General features: G+C 73.8%; 11 protein-coding genes and 1 pseudogene. 1 reads left to right on the top strand and 11 read right to left on the bottom strand.

Translation table 11 applies throughout. The features are described from left to right. Window positions 1-192: 192 nt before the first annotated feature. From A6F73_RS16450 to A6F73_RS16405, 9 genes and pseudogenes are all read right to left on the bottom strand, one after another. Complete coding sequence (locus A6F73_RS16450; protein ID WP_063348498.1) at window positions 193-1,656, bottom strand: protein kinase; 1,464 nt, start codon at window positions 1,654-1,656, stop codon at window positions 193-195. A gap of 257 nt (window positions 1,657-1,913) precedes the next feature. Then, window positions 1,914-2,525 carry a bacterial proteasome activator family protein gene (locus tag A6F73_RS16445; protein WP_208869088.1) on the bottom strand — a complete coding sequence of 204 codons (612 nt, stop codon included), beginning with the start codon at window positions 2,523-2,525 and terminating at the stop codon, window positions 1,914-1,916. A gap of 198 nt (window positions 2,526-2,723) precedes the next feature. Beyond that, window positions 2,724-3,392, bottom strand: a complete 669-nt coding sequence (locus A6F73_RS16440; protein ID WP_063348496.1) for a hypothetical protein — start codon at window positions 3,390-3,392, stop codon at window positions 2,724-2,726. Between the two features lie 134 nt (window positions 3,393-3,526). Next, entirely contained in the window at window positions 3,527-4,504 is a 978-nt protein-coding gene (locus tag A6F73_RS16435; protein WP_063348495.1) for an NAD(P)H-quinone oxidoreductase, read from the bottom strand. Between the two features lie 47 nt (window positions 4,505-4,551). Next, complete coding sequence (locus tag A6F73_RS16430; RefSeq protein WP_079135735.1) at window positions 4,552-5,598, bottom strand: potassium channel family protein; 1,047 nt, start codon at window positions 5,596-5,598, stop codon at window positions 4,552-4,554. A gap of 49 nt (window positions 5,599-5,647) precedes the next feature. Then, the gene (locus tag A6F73_RS16425; protein ID WP_244293411.1) at window positions 5,648-6,901 is read right to left on the bottom strand and encodes a molybdopterin molybdotransferase MoeA; all 1,254 of its coding nucleotides are present in this window, start codon (window positions 6,899-6,901) and stop codon (window positions 5,648-5,650) included. Between the two features lie 23 nt (window positions 6,902-6,924). Continuing rightward, a pseudogene (locus tag A6F73_RS43150) lies at window positions 6,925-7,857 on the bottom strand (NTP transferase domain-containing protein); the annotation flags it as partial. A 16-nt stretch (window positions 7,858-7,873) separates the two neighbouring features. Then, window positions 7,874-8,875, bottom strand: a complete 1,002-nt coding sequence (locus A6F73_RS16410) for an MBL fold metallo-hydrolase (RefSeq protein WP_063348492.1) — start codon at window positions 8,873-8,875, stop codon at window positions 7,874-7,876. A 246-nt stretch (window positions 8,876-9,121) separates the two neighbouring features. Beyond that, a complete protein-coding gene (locus A6F73_RS16405) occupies window positions 9,122-9,886 on the bottom strand; it encodes a polyprenol monophosphomannose synthase (RefSeq protein ID WP_063351258.1) in 765 nt (254 codons plus the stop codon). A gap of 329 nt (window positions 9,887-10,215) precedes the next feature. Between A6F73_RS16405 and manA the strand changes: the two genes are divergently transcribed. Further along, window positions 10,216-11,406 (top strand): mannose-6-phosphate isomerase, class I, encoded by a 1,191-nt coding sequence (gene manA / locus A6F73_RS16400; protein WP_063348491.1) that lies wholly within the window; start codon window positions 10,216-10,218, stop codon window positions 11,404-11,406. A gap of 74 nt (window positions 11,407-11,480) precedes the next feature. Here manA and A6F73_RS16395 read toward each other — a convergent pair whose 3' ends face one another. Together A6F73_RS16395 and dnaB are read right to left on the bottom strand one after the other, a co-directional pair. After that, the gene (locus A6F73_RS16395; RefSeq protein WP_079135734.1) at window positions 11,481-12,947 is read right to left on the bottom strand and encodes an acyltransferase; all 1,467 of its coding nucleotides are present in this window, start codon (window positions 12,945-12,947) and stop codon (window positions 11,481-11,483) included. An 80-nt stretch (window positions 12,948-13,027) separates the two neighbouring features. Then, window positions 13,028-14,662, bottom strand: a complete 1,635-nt coding sequence (dnaB, locus tag A6F73_RS16390; RefSeq protein ID WP_167745861.1) for a replicative DNA helicase — start codon at window positions 14,660-14,662, stop codon at window positions 13,028-13,030. Between the last annotated feature and the right edge of the window lie 375 nt (window positions 14,663-15,037).

The raw sequence follows: 15,037 nt of genomic DNA, 5'->3' as shown, positions 1-15,037 counted from the left end.
TCCGGGCATCCTCGGCGTCCCGCCGGTCCGGCCGTCAGCTCCGGCACCCGTTCCGTCATCCGGCTGCTGCGTCTGTGCCATCGCTCCTCGCCCCGGGCGTTCGCTCGGATCGCGGTGCCCTGTCGCTTCGTATCCCCGAACGCTACCGCCTCCGGCGCGGGCCCGTGGCACGCCCGAACCGGCCGGAAAGCGTCAGAGCAGGCCATTCCGGTCGACCGGGAGGTCAACCACCAGCACCACTGCGGGCCGCTCACCGGTGGTGTGCCCGGTCTTGGTCTTCGTCTTGTTGTCCTGCGCCTTGTTGACCACGATCGCGATGATGATGCCGGCCAGCACGAGCACGCCGACGATGATCGCGATGACGACCACGGCCGTCGAGCAGCCGCCGCCGCTGGGCGCCTTCGGCTGCTGGTACGGCGGCATCGGCTGCGGCGGCGGGGTGTGCGCCCGCTGCGGCGGGGCCTGCTGGAGGTACTGGGGGTGCGGCGTGTGCGGTCCCTGCGGACGCGGCGGCTGGAAGGCCGGCGGCGGCGTCCGGTACTGCGGCTGCTGCGGCGGCGGAGGCTGCTGGAGGTACTGGGGATGCGGGGTCTGCGGTCCCTGCGGACGCGGCGGCTGGAAGGCCGGCGGCGGCGTCCGGTACTGCGGCTGCTGCGGCGGAGCCTGCTGCGGGTACTGGGGGTGCGGGGTCTGCGGCGCCGCGTGCACCGAGCGCGGCCCCTCGTTGATCACCAGCGGCGTGCTGGCCTGCAACGGGTGCCCGCTGCCGCCGCCCTTCGCGGCCGCGATCAGCCGCTCCGCCTCGTCCCGCATCGCCACCGCGCTCTGGAACCGGTGCGCCGGGTCCTTGCGCAGCGCCTGGGCGACGAAGGCGTCCACCGCCGGGGTGACCGACCGGTTGAGGGTGGACGGCGCCGGCGGCTCCTCCTGGACGTGCTTGTAGGCGATCGAGAACGCCGAGTCGCCGTCGAAGACCAGCTGCCCGGTGAGCATCTCGAAGAGCATCACGCCGACCGAGTAGAGGTCGGAGCGGGCGTCCACCGGCTTGCCGAGCGCCTGCTCGGGCGACAGGTACTGCGGGGTGCCGACCACCATGCCGGTCTGCGTCATCGACGTGGCGCCCGGTTCCAGCGCCCGGGCGATGCCGAAGTCCATGACCTTGACGTTGCCCTTGCGGTCGAACATGACGTTGCCGGGCTTGATGTCGCGGTGCACCAGGGACATGTCGTGCGAGGCCTCCAGCGCGTTCAGCACGCCGACGATGACCCGCAGGGCCTCCTCGGTCGGCATCGCGCCGTACTGGGCGACCGCCTCGTTGATCGCCTCGCGCAGGCCCTTGCCGTCCACCAGCTGCATGACGATGTACGGGGTGCTGGAGCCGTCCGGCGCGACGTCCTCGCCGCTGTCGTACACCGTGACGATGTTCGGGTGCTCCAGCCGGGCCACCGCCTGCGCCTCGCGGCGGAACCGCTCCTTGAACGAGGCGTCCCGGCCCAGCTCGTTGTGCATGCTCTTCAGCGCGACCTGCCGGTCCAGCACGCTGTCGTACGCGAGGTGCACCGAGGCCATGCCGCCCTCGCCCAGCAGCCGCTGCAGCACATAGCGGCCGTTGCCCAGGGAGGAGCCTCCGACCGCCGCGTTGCCGTGCTCGCTCATGGTCCTCTGCTCCCCCTCGGCGCGGCCGTGGCGCCGCGACCGTGACGTTCGGTCTCGTCCGTGCGTGGTGGGCCGGGCCCGCGGGCCTGGCGGACCCCTGCCGCGGCGGTACGACCGGCCTGCGACAGGGGTCAGGGTATCGGCTGACGCCGACGGTGATCGGTCCAGGGCCGGTCCTGCCCCCGGACCGCCGGCGCCGTCCGGCGGCGCCCCGGCCCGGGGCGGACCGTCGTGGTACGTCCGGTGTCGGCGGCCCGTTACAGGTACGGGCCGGAACGGATGCCGCGGCCCTGGCCCGGCTCGTCCTCGTCCAGTTCACCGCCGTGCAGACCGGGCGGCAGCGCCCGCCGCATCTGCTCCAGCTGGGCCCGCGCCGCCATCTGCTGGGCGAACAGCGCGGTCTGGATCCCGTGGAACAGGCCCTCCAGCCAGCCGACCAGCTGGGCCTGGGCGATCCGCAGCTCCGCCTCGGTCGGAATGATGTCCTCGTTGAAGGGCAGCGACAGCCGCTCCAGCTCGGCGACCAGCTCGGGGGCCAGGCCGAGCTCCAGCTCCTTGATCGAGCTGGCGTGGATGTCCTTCAGCCGGGCCCGGCTGGCCTCGTCGAGGGGCGCCGCCCGGACCTCCTCCAGCAGTTGCTTGATCATGCTGCCGATGCGCATGACCTTCGCGGGCTGCTCGACCATCTCGGTCACCGGGAGCTCACGCGGCAGGTCGCCCTCGTCCTCGTCCCCCGCCGAGCCGGCGAACCCCTGGCCCACGGGCAGCCCGTCCGGTCCGACGATCAGCACCTTCTGGCCGTCCTGCGACTGCCCGCCCGCGGCCTGGAATGGCTGCTGAAACGAGCGCTCGTTCATCGGATTCGTCATGAACAACATTCTCTCTCACTGGGGTTGGTCGGGCGGAAGCCCCCGTACAACCGCCGTCCTGAGCCACCGCTGACGACGGTACGCCCCCGGGCGCCGCCCCGGAATCCGTACGGATACTCAGCTCCCGGCCCGCCCCGGCCCCCCTGGGGCGTGCACACACCCCTCACGGAACCTCCCCCGCCGCACCCGCCCCGCGACTCAGCCCCGGCGCAGCCGCAACCCGATCAACCCCAGGCCGCAACCGATCAACCCCAGCCCCGCGCCCAGCGGGAACTGGACTGTCGAGGCGTCCCGCCAGCGGGCGGGCAGGACGGCGGGGACGGCGGCGGCGATGGCCTGGGCGGTCGCGGCGGCGGCGTCCGATGCGGCGGCGGCGTTCGGTGCGGCGGCGTCCGCCGTGTCCGGGGCGCCCTGGTCGGCCTCGGGCTGGTCCCCCGCACCGACCTGCCCGGTGCTCCGGTCAGGAACCTGGTCGGGGTTCTGCTCGGGAACCTGCGCAGGGGCCTGCCCGGGAGCCTGCCCGGGAGCCCGGTCCGGGGCGGTGTCGGCGTGCTCGGGCGCCCACACCGCCCAGCGCCGGTACACCCGGGCGTCACCCCGGCCGGGGCGCGGGTGCTGCGGCGGCCCGACCGCCGGAACGGCCTCGGGCTCCGGCCCGCCCACGACGGCGGGCTCGGCGGTGAACGGGGGCGGCGACGACGACGCCGGCCCGACGGCGGCGGCGGCCGAAGCGGCGGCCAGCGGGAGCGTGAGCCCGAGCACGGCCGCCGCGATCAGTCGCTGGGGCCGGCCCGGGCCGGTACGGCGGGTACGACGGTGGTGCGGCGCGGCGGGCAGCGGCCCGAGGAGGTGCGTTGGTGCGGCCACGGTCGGAGGTCCTTCCGACGGCCGACCGCGCGCGGCGGGGTCGGCGGCGGGACAGCTCCGAACCAGCCTCACACAATCCGACGATCAGGGCATTTCGGATGTTCCGCCTCGGGCCGCCGCCCCGCGGACCCGGATCAGGCCCGCAGCACGACCTTGCCGACCTGCTCCCCCGCCTCCAGCGCCCGGTGCCCGTCGCCGGCGTCGGTCAGCGGCAGCACCCGGTCGATCACCGGCTTCACCACCCCGGACTCCACCAGCGGCCACACGTGCTCGCGCACCGCCGCCACGATCGCCGCCTTCTCCGCCAGCGGGCGCCCGCGCAGATTGGTGGCGATCACCGCGGCGCGCTTGCGCAGCAGCGCGTTGAGGTCGAGCTCGCCCTTCACGCCGCCCTGCAGTCCGATGATCACCAGCCGCCCGTTGACGGCCAGCGTGTCCACGTTCCGCTGCAGGTACTTGGCGCCCATGATGTCCAGGATCACGTCCACCCCGGCCCCGCCGGTGGCCTCCTTGACCGCCTCGACGAAGTCCTGCTCGCGGTAGTCGATCGCGATGTCGGCACCGAGTTCGACGCACCGGGCCAGCTTCCCGGCGCTGCCCGCGGTCACCGCGACCCGCGCGCCGACCGCCTTGGCCAGCTGGATCGCCATGGTCCCGATGCCGCTCGCGCCGCCGTGCAGCAGCACCGTCTCGCCGGGCCGCAGGTGGGCGGTGAGGAACACGTTGGACCACACCGTGCAGGCGACCTCGGGCAGCGCGGCGGCCTCCTCGAAGCCCAGGCCTTTGGGCAGCGGCAGCAGCTGTCCGGTCGGCACCGCGACGAGCTGCGCGTACCCGCCGCCGGACAGCAGCGCGCACACCTCGTCGCCGACCGCCCAGCCGGACACACCCGGGCCGAGGGCGGCGATCCGCCCGGCGCACTCCAGCCCGGGGTAGGGCGAGGCGCCGGGCGGCGGGTTGTAGTGGCCCTGCCGCTGGAGCAGGTCGGCGCGGTTGACGGCGGTGGCCGCCACCTCGACCAGGACCTCGCCCTCGCCGGGCACCGGGTCGGGCACCTCCGCCCACACGAGTGCCTCGGGACCGCCGGGTACGGGAATCGTCATCGCATACATGCCCCGAACCTACTGCGCGTCACGGCGAGGAGGGGGCAAGGCCCGCGTCAGCCGGTCGACTTGATCACGATCACCCGGTCGGTGAGCTGGAGCACGGCGGCCTCGGGCTCGCTGTAGTTGAGCACCCGCCGGCCGCGGACCACCGCGACCACCAGGTCCTCGCACGCGCGCGGGCTGTGCCCGGCCTCGGCCCGGGTGACGGGGCGCTCGACCACGTCCAGGCCGTTGCCGTAGGTGAGCAGGTCCTCCATCACCGCGCCGGCGTGCGGGCTGAGCATCGACAGGCCGAGCAGCCGCCCGGCCGAACTGGAGCTGGTGACGACGACGTCGGCGCCGCTCTGCCGCAGCAGCGGGGCGTTCTCGTCCTCCCGGACGGCCGCGACCACGGTGGCGCCCTTGTTCAGCTGGCGCGCCGTCAGCGTGACCAGGACGGCGGTGTCGTCCCGTTCCGGCGCGATCACCACCCGGGCGGCGGTGGGCACCTCGGCCCGCAGCAGCGTGTCGGTGCGGGTGGCGTCGCCGACCACGCCGACCAGCCCGTGCCGGGCGGCCTGGTCGATCACCTTGCGCTGCGGGTCGACGACGACGATCTCGTCCTTCTTCACGCCCTGCCCGAGCAGGGTGTCGACGGCGCTGCGGCCCTTGGTGCCGTACCCGATGACGACGGTGTGCTCGCGCACGGTGGACCTCCAGCGGTTCAACCGCCACTGCTGGCGGGTTCGTTCGGTGAGCACCTCCAGCGTGGTCCCGACCAGGATGATCAGGAACACCACGCGCAACGGGGTGATCACGAAGATGTTGGTGAGCCGGGCGCCGTCGCTGTACGGGGTGATGTCGCCGTACCCGGTGGTGGACAGCGTCACGGTCGCGTAGTACGCCGCGTCCAGGAAACTGACCCCGCCGCCCGCGTTGTCGTTGTAGCCGTCCCGGTCGACGTAGACGATCAGCGTCGTGGCGACCAGGACGGCGAGCGCCACCAGCAGCCGGGAGCCGACCTGCCGGACGGCCGGCGCGCTCCGCCGGGCGGGCAGCACGATCCCGGCGTCCGACCACGGCTCGGTCCCCGGGGCGGGCGCGCCCCGCAGCCTGCTCATGCGGTCGCCTCCCGGCTGTCGTGGGACGCGCACGCCCCGGTGGGCCCGTTCACGGTGCCTCCAGCAGTTCGACGGGTGTGCCGGCCGCCGCGCCGCCGGGCGGGACCACGGCCAGCGCCTCGGCCCGGGCGAGGCCGCGCAGCATCGCGGGCCCGTCGAAGGCGAGTGGGACGACGCCGTCGGCGGTGTGCCGGACGGGCAGCAGCCGGGTGTCCACCGGGTGCCCGGGCAGGCCGACGGCGGCGGGTGCGAGGGCCGGGGTGACGGCGGACCGCCCGCTGCGGGCGTGCAGCAGCGGCAGGGCGAGGGTGACCGTCCCGGCGACGGCGGCCAGCGGGTTGCCGGGCAGCCCCACCAGGTGCCGCCCGCCCGGAAGTCCGCCCCCTGCGGGGCCGGCCGACGGGGATGCGGCCGACGGGAGTTCGGCCAGCAGCATCGGGTGTCCGGGGCGGACGGCCACGCCGTCCACCAGCAGCCGGGCGCCGGCCTCGGCGAGGGCCCGGTGCAGGAAGTCGACCGGGCCGGCCGCCGTTCCGCCGGTGGTGACCACGATGTCGGCGGTGGAGTGCCGCAGCGCGTCCCGGAGCAGCCCGAAGTCGTCCCGGACGGCCCGCACTTCGGCCACCTCGGCACCAGCTGCCCGCAGCCAGGGCGGCAGCAGCGGCCCGAGCGCGTCCCGGACCAGGCCCGGACCGGGGACGCCCGAGGCGAGCAACTCATCGCCGAGGACGAGCAGTTCGACCACCGGGCGACGACGCACGGCGAGCCGGTCGTGACCGCAGGCGGCGGCCAGGCCGAGCACGGCCGGGCCGACCGGGACGCCACCGGGCAGCAACGCCTCGCCGCGGCGGCACTCCTGGCCGCGCGGGCGGACGTCCTGACCGGTGGTCAGCGGGTGGCGGCCGCAGTCGTGCAGCAACGTTCCGTCCGTGCGGCCGTGCTCACGGCGCAGGACGGCGGTGGCGCCCGGCGGCAGTTGGGCGCCGGTGGCGATCTCGACGGCGGCGCCGTCGGCCAGCGGCGCGGACGCCGCCCGGCCGGCCAGCACCCGCCCGGCGACCCGCCAGGGGCCCGGCCCGGCGACCGCCCAGCCGTCCATCGCGGAGGTGTCGAAGGCGGGCAGGTCGGTCAGCGCGGTGAGCGGCTCGGCGAGGGTGCGACCGAGCGCCTCGGCGAGCGGCAGCCCGACCGCCGGCAGCGGGCTCAGCCCGGCCCGGCGGGCGGCCTCGCGGGCCTGCGCCCAGCTCAGCACGCCGGGACCGGTCGACGGGGCGGCCACGGTGGTCTGCCCGACGGCGCTCACGCCTCGCCCGGCCCGGCGGCGGCGCTCCAGCGCTCGGCGAGCGCGGCGGTCCGCCGGGCGGCCTCGGCCACGGCCTCCGGCCCGCCGCCCTGCTGGGCGGCCGCGTAGCCGATCAGAAAGGCGGTCAGCGGCGCGGCCGGGCGGGCCACCCCGTGCGCGACCACCCGGGTGAGGTCGAGCAGTCCCCGGACGTCGACGTCCAGGTCGATGCCCAGGTCGGCCCTGACCTCGGCGATCCAGTCTTCCAGCGTGCGCTCCATGCGCCCATGCTGCCTGATCGGCGGTTTCCCCGGAGTGTTCGCCCCGTGTGCGGCGCGCGTCGTTTCCCGCACGGACGCCCGCGCGGGCCGTGCACACGGACCCCGAGGGAGCCCCTACGACCGGTCGCGTTCCCGGGCCTGTTCGAGGTCCTCCCAGGTGTCGCAGTCGTAGGCGACGTTGTCGGTGTCGGCCACCAACTGCCGGGCGAGAGCACCGGTGAGGCGGCGCAGCGGGAGGCCGGCCGGATCGCCGAGGGCGGCCAGCGCGGTGCGCAGCGGGGCGGTGCGGTAGGCGGCGGCGAGCGGCTGGTCGCGCCCGCCGGCGTCGACCAGGACGGCGGCGTCGACGGCCGGGCCGGCCTCGGCGAGGGCGGTGACCAGCCGGTCGACGGTCCGCCGGTCCAGGAACGGCAGGTCGGCGGCGAGCAGCAGCACGGTCGGCGCGGTGACCAGGTCGAGTCCGGCGGCGACGGCGGCGACCGGCCCGCCGCCCGGCGGCTGCTCCCTGGTCCAGCGGACGCCGGTGCGCGCGGTCGGCCGGCCGGGGCCGACCACGACGGTGGTGCGGGCGCCCGCGCAGGCGGCGAGCACCCGGTCGAGCAGGGTGGTCTCGCCCACGGTCAGCCCGGGTTTGTCGGCCCCGCCGAGGCGACGGGCGGCCCCGCCGGCCGGGACGATCACGTCGTAGGGCGTCATGCGGCCAGTATCCGCCCTACTCGGCTTCGCCCTTCCCGGGCTCCGTGCGCTCCTCGGTGATCTCGTCCTCGACGATCTCCGCCTCGATGATGTCGTCCTCGACGATCTCCGCCTCGACGATCTCGCCCCCTCGCGCCGCCCGGGCGGTGTTGACGGCGGCGCCCAGTTCCAGGATGGCCGGCAGCGTCAGCTCCCCGTACCGCTCGTTCATCGCGGTGACCAGTGCCTCCGGGTCGTCCGGGTGCACGGCCAGCAGCCGGTCGAAGTCCTGGAGGTACTCGCCGGTGAAGGCGAGCACCCGGGCGACGTCGTCGCCCTGGTCGGGGGCGCGGTGGCCGGCGATGACCCGGTCCACGCCGAGGTCGGCGATCCGGCCGAGGTTGTGGCCCCAGGTGGTGCGCTGGGCCGGGGTGGTGTCGGCGGTCCAGACGTGGGTGCCGTTGTAGGCGAAGTCCCCGGCGATCACCGTCCGGATACTTGGCACGTGGACGACCGTCGAGTCGCCGCAGTCGCCCTGGCCGAGCAGCAGCACGGGGATGACCTGGCGGTCGAGCATGAGGGGCTGCGGCAGCAGCGGGGCGGGGATCAGCGGGTGGTCCGGGATGTCGTCGCCGTAGACCGGCTTCCACTGGGCGACCTTGGCGGCGGCGGTGCGCCGGATGCCGTCGACCACGGCGGGCGCGGCCAGCAGCCGGGCGTCGGGGAAGAGCTTCAGCACCTCCTCGGCGCCGAAGTAGTGGTCGGGGTGGTGGTGGGTGACGACGATGGCGAGCAGTCGGCGGCCCTTGCCGGCGACCCATTCGGCGAGTTCGCGGCCGGCGCTGCGGGTGAGCTGGGCGTCGACCAGGATCGCGGTCCGCTCGCCGAGGATCAGGGTGGAGGTGGCGAAGAAGGCCGATTCGGGGCCGGTGAAGACGGCGACCTCCAGCGGGCGGGCGGGCCGCTCGTGGTCCGGGGCGGCGGCCTCGGCGGCCGTGCGCTCCGCGCCGGCGCCCTCCTCGGGCGGGGACGACGTCACTGGCTGCTCCCTCTGGTCGGCGGTCGGACTTCCTGCGCCCTACAGCATGGGAGTACCGGTGTCGGATTGCGCGGAAGGCGCGCCCGGCGGGGCGCGCCTTCCGGCTCAGGTCACATCGCGGTTCGGACGGCCGGCGCCTTGGCGTTGTGGGCGGCCTACCCCAGGGCACGAAAACGCCCGGGGCCCGTCCGTTGTGACAGCGGACGGGCCCCGGGCGGTTACGTCGTGGAGGTTACGTCGTGGAGCTCAGCGCTTGATCGCGCCGCGCAGGCGGGCCAGCCGGTCGGAGACGCCCCAGGCGGTCACCCGCCACAGCGCCTCGACGACGATGCTGCGGCTCATCTTGGACGCGCCCAGCTCGCGCTCGACGAAGGTGATCGGCACCTCGGCCACCTTGAACCCGGCCTTCACCGTGCGCCAGGCCAGGTCGACCTGGAAGCAGTACCCGGCCGAGGCCACCTCGTCCATGCCCAGGCCCAGCAGGGTCTCCTTGCGGAACGCCCGGTAGCCGCCGGTGACGTCCCGGATCGGCACGCCGAGCGCCAGCCGCGAGTAGGTCGAGCCGCCGCGGGAGAGCAGCAGGCGCGACTTCGGCCAGTTCACCACCCGGCCGCCCGGCACCCAGCGCGAGCCCAGCACCAGGTCGGCGCCGCGCAGCGCGCCCAGCAGCCGGTCCAGTTCCTCGGGCTGGTGCGAGCCGTCCGCGTCCATCTCGACCAGGACGTCGTAGCCGTGGTCGATGCCCCAGCGGAAGCCCGCGAGGTAGGCGGCGCCCAGGCCCTCCTTGCCCTTGCGGTGCATGACGTGCACGTTCGGGTCCTCGGCGGACAGCTTGTCGGCCAGTTCGCCGGTGCCGTCGGGGCTGTTGTCGTCGGCGACCAGCACGTGGGCCTCGGGGACCGCCGCCCGCACCCGGCCGACGATCCGCTCGACGTTCTCCGCCTCGTTGTAGGTCGGAATGATCACCAGGACCCTGCCGAGATCAGCAAAACTCTGCTGGTTCACGGTCACGTACAAACCTCTCGGCCGATGGCGGGGAGTGTCAGAACACCATCGCCCGCACTCTGGAACGCGGCTCCGCCGGCAGCCCGCCGACGGAGTGACCACGGTGGAAACTGCTGTGCAGGGCGGAGACTACTGCGTCCTGGCATCCTACTACCGCGCCCGGGAACCACCGGTCCGGCCAGGGCACTCCCCTCCGGTACCCGCCGTTTCCTCGCGGGCGACACCGGTCGGCTAGGGTCGATGACCTTGCCCGTGCCCGGACCCCCGCACCGCCGGGCCCGTTGCCCCGACGATCCGGCACACCCGCCACCCAGCGAAGGAGTAGGACCGCGCGCATGGACAGGCTCATCAACACCGTCCGCCCGTACGCCTGGGGGTCGCTGACCGCCCTGCCCGAACTGCTCGGGCAGGAGCCGACCGGCGAACCGCAGGCCGAGCTGTGGATGGGCGCCCACCCCGGCGACCCGTCGCGGGCCGACCGGGGCGAGGGGCCCCGCCGGTTGGACGAGCTGATCGCGGCCGACCCCGAGGGCGAACTCGGCGCCGCGACCGTCGCCCGGTTCGGTCCGGCCCTGCCGTTCCTGTTCAAGATCCTGACCGCGGGCATCCCGCTGTCCATCCAGGCCCACCCCACGATCGCCCAGGCCCGCGCCGGGTTCGCCGCCGAGAACGCCCTCGGCATCCCGCTGGACGCCCCCGAGCGGAGCTACCGCGACGCCAACCACAAGCCCGAAATGGTCTGCGCGCTGGGCGCCTTCGAGGGGCTCTGCGGCTTCCGGCGGCCCGCCGAGGCGGCCGGGCTGATGGCCGGGCTCGCGGTGCCCGGGCTCGGCCCGCTGATCGACCTGCTGGCCGTCGAGGACGAGGCCGAGGCGCTGCGCGGCACGCTGGCCGCCATCCTCACCATGGACGGGAAGGCCGCCGAGGAGACCGTCCGGGAGACGGCCGCGGCCCTGGCCCGCACCGACCCGGCCGGCGACTACGGGCCGTACGCCCGGATCGCCGAGGACTTCCCGGAGGACCGCGGTCTGATCGCCGCCCTGCTGCTCAACCACTTCCGGCTCCGGGCCGGCGAGGCGCTCTACCTGGACGCCGGCGTGCCGCACGCCTACCTGGCGGGTGCCTGCGTCGAGCTCCAGGCCAACTCCGACAACGTGCTGCGGGCCGGCCTCACCCCCAAGCACATCGACCTGCCCGAGCTGCTGAAGGTCCTGGTCTTCGAGGCGGGCGCCCCCGAGCTGCTGCACCCCCGCCCGGTCGACGGCACCGCCGGCGAGGAGCTCTACCCCGTCCCGATCGACGAGTTCCGGCTCTCCCGCTTCGTCCTGGACGGCCGGGACCGCGAGATCGACGGCCGCGCCCCGCAGATCCTGCTCTGCACCGAGGGCACCGCCCGGCTCACCGCCGCCGACGGCACCACCCTGGACCTCGCCCGCGGCCGGTCGGCCTTCCTCCCCGCCACCGGCGCCCCCACCCGGCTGTCCGGCACCGCCACGACCCTCTTCCGCGCCACCGTCACCGTCTGACGGCACCCAGGAACCACGCGCCGAGGGCTCGCCTCCCGGGTAGGAGGCGAGCCCTCGGTGTGTCCGTGCGGCGGTCAGCCGACCCGTTGCCCCGGGCCGCCGGCGCCGACTTCGACCGGCACCTGATCCTTCTCCTGATCCTGGCCCCCGCCCTGGCCCTTCTCCCCGGACTGGGCCGGAACAGCCCCGGCGGCCTCGCCGGTCGCGGGCGCCCCGATCGACACGGCGGCCGCCGGCTGCAGGGCGCTGCCCGGCCAGCGGCGCTCGACCGCCTTGGCCACCTTGCGGCCCAGCTTCTGCACGGGCAGCTCCACCAGCCGGTACATCACCCAGCTCGCCAGCATGATCACGACGAGGTACTCGGCCGTCCAGATCAGCTTGCCGCCGGTCGTCGGCGGCACCTTGGGCACGTGCAGCAGCGGCTGGATGGTGTGGACCAGCGGGACGTGCAGCAGGTAGAGCGAGAAGCTGATCCCGCCGAGCCAGGTGAGCGGCTTCGGGAAGCGGCGCTTGCGCAGCGCCATGCCGATGCCGAACGTGATCCAGGCCCCGAGGTAGGAGCCGGCCCAGGCCATCCAGCCGGCCGTCCAGGTGTTCTGCTCCATGCCGTCACGGTTGTACATCCAGGCGACGGCCACCCCCGCGACGACCACGAAGCCGCAGCACAGGATCGCCTGGAGGCGGTCGATCTGGCGGTTCTCGGCCCGGTAGATCGCGGTGCCCGCGAACATCGTCGCGAAGATCATCAGGGTCTCGAACATCGGGGCCCGGCTGTTGTTGTACATCAGCACGAAGCCCAGCAGACCGAGCGTGATCGCCCCGACCCGGGTCAGGTTCGGCCGGCCGCTCAGCACGCAGGCGAAGCCGAACAGCACGATCAGGACGGAGCCCCAGACCAGGTTGCGGGTCGAGGTGATGTCGCTGGTCAGCGTGTGGGAGGCGATGGAGGTGCCGAAGAGCAGCGCCACGCCGGCGAAGCCGACCGCGATCGGGCCGCTGCGGCGGTGCTGGCCGACCGTGAAGAGCGCGGTGACCATGTAGTAGAAGACCATCTCGTAGCTGAGGGTCCACATGACGCCCAGGCCGTTCCAGACGCCCATGAAGTCCTGCAGCATGGTCGAGTTGGCGGCCACGTAGATCAGGTCGTGATCGGTGGCGAAGAGCGCGACCGAGCCGTCGCCCTTCGGGATGATGGCCAGCGCCACCGTGATACCGATGATCACCGGCGGCCAGAGCCGGAAGATCCGTCCGATCCAGAACGCCCGCACGTCCCCGCGACGCTCCAGCGAGGCCGGGATGATGTAGCCGCTGACCAGGAAGAACAGCATGACGCCGTAGAGGCCCAGGTCGGCGTGCCACCAGATGAAGGACGCCACCCCGTCCGGCAGCATCTTCAGGACGTCGAAGTGGTGGAGCGCCACCACCAGGGCGGCCACGCCGCGAAGCGCGTCGAGCCAGCCCAGCCGACTGGCCGACCCGCTCGCCCGAGCCTTCGTGCTTCCCCCGGCCCGGCGGGCGGACAGCTGTCGTATCGTTTTCACCGCACGGACAGTAGCTCATCACACTGCTGCGTTGGCCTCGGTGACGGTCGGACGAGGCCCCCCGGTGCCCCTCGTCAGTGCTAGTCCCGGGTCATGTCGACGAAGCGCGAGTAGTGGCCCTGGAAGGCCACCGTGATGGTGGCGGTGGGGCCGTTACGGTGCTTGGCGACGATCAGGTCGGCCTCGCCGGCGCGCGGGGACTCCTTCTCGTAGGCGTCCTCGCGGTGGAGCAGGATGACCATGTCGGCGTCCTGCTCGATCGAGCCGGACTCGCGCAGGTCGGAGACCATCGGCCGCTTGTCGGTGCGCTGTTCGGGGCCACGGTTCAGCTGGGAGAGCGCGATGACCGGGACTTCCAGCTCCTTGGCCAGCAGCTTCAGGTTTCGCGACATGTCGGAGACCTCCTGCTGGCGGTTCTCGGCCCGGCGGGAGCCGCCGGACTGCATCAGCTGGAGGTAGTCGATGACGACCAGCTTGATGTCGTTGCGCTGCTTGAGCCGGCGGCACTTGGCCCGGATCTCCATCATCGACAGGTTCGGGGAGTCGTCGATGAACAGCGGCGCCTCGCTGACGTCGGGCATCCGGCGGGCGACGCGGGTCCAGTCGTCGTCCGTCATGTTCCCGGAACGCATGTGGTGCAGCGCGACCCGGGCCTCGGCGGACAGCAGGCGCATGGCGATCTCGTTGCGTCCCATTTCGAGCGAGAAGATCACGCTCGGCAGCTTGTTCTGGATCGAGCAGGCGCGGGCGAAGTCCAGCGCCAGGGTCGACTTGCCCATCGCGGGGCGGGCCGCGATGACGATCATCTGGCCGGGGTGGAGGCCGTTGGTGAGCGCGTCGAAGTCGGCGAAGCCGGTCGGGACGCCGGACATCTGGCCGTTGCGGGAGCCGATCGCCTCGATCTCGTCGAGGGCGCCCTCCATGATGTCGGCGAGCGGCGCGTAGTCCTCGTTGGTGCGCTGCTCGGTGACGGCGTAGATCTCCGCCTGGGCGGCGTTGACGATCTCGTCGACGTCGCCCTCGGCCGCGTAGCCCATGCCGGCGATCCGGGTGCCGGCCTCGACCAGGCGGCGCAGGACGGCGCGCTCGTGGACGATCTGGGCGTAGTACTCGGCGTTGGCGGCGGTCGGGACGGAGTTGACCAGGGTGTGCAGGTAGGAGGCGCCGCCGACGCGCTGGAGCTCGCCGCGCTTGGTGAGCTCGCCGGCCACGGTGATCGGGTCGGCCGGCTCGCCGCGGGCGTACAGGTCGAGGATCGCGCCGTGGACCATCTCGTGCGCGGGCCGGTAGTAGTCGGCCGGCTTGAGCACCTCGACCACGTCGGCGATGGCGTCCTTGGACAGCAGCATGCCGCCGAGGACGGACTGCTCGGCGGCGAGGTCCTGCGGGGGGACGCGCTCGAAGCCGTCCGCGCCGCCCTGGCCCTCGTCGTCGCCACGGCGCTGCCAGCCGCCGCCACCGCCACCGCTCTGCGAACCGTCGCGCTGGGAGCCGCTCCGGCCGCCCTTGCCGCCCTTCTGGAAGCCGCCCTCGCGGCCGCCGCCGTCGCGGTTGCCGCCCTGGCCGGAGCGGCCGCGGGAGACCGGGAGCCGGTCGCCGGGCCCGTCGGGGAAGGACGCGTCGTCGAAGGCGCCGGCGGGGAAGGGGTCCTCGGCGGGCTGCCAGTCCTCCTCCGGCGGCGGGGCGTCGTGGTCGTCGTACTGGGGGCCGGTCACGCGTGTTCCCCGATCAGCGAGTGGTGCGAGTTGGAGCGGGTCTTGCCGGTGGCTGGGTGGAGCGGAGCCGCTCCTCTTTGTACGCCACGGCACCGACAAATCGGACGCCGGGGCGGGCGGGAGTGTCGGGCGGAGGGCCCACGCTAAGGCGCCGGGAGCCGTTCAGCCAAGGCGGTTATCCACAGGGGGTGTGGACGAGCGGCCCTGGGCTGTGGAGAAGTGCCGCAAAGCTGTGGACGCCCCTGTGGAAGGCCCTGTGGATAACCGGACCATCTGTCCACCGTCAACCTGTTGACCAGGTATTACCTCTTTCCGGGCCTGTGCATGAGAAATTCTTCACACACAGCCGGACCCCCGCGGGCGCGAAGCGGGTCG

Origin of the sequence: Streptomyces sp. MJM8645, assembly GCF_001625365.1 — a bacterium.
Lineage (GTDB): Bacteria > Actinomycetota > Actinomycetes > Streptomycetales > Streptomycetaceae > Kitasatospora.
Note: the sequence above shows the minus strand (reverse complement) of the source record. Positions and strands in the feature narration are given on the sequence as shown.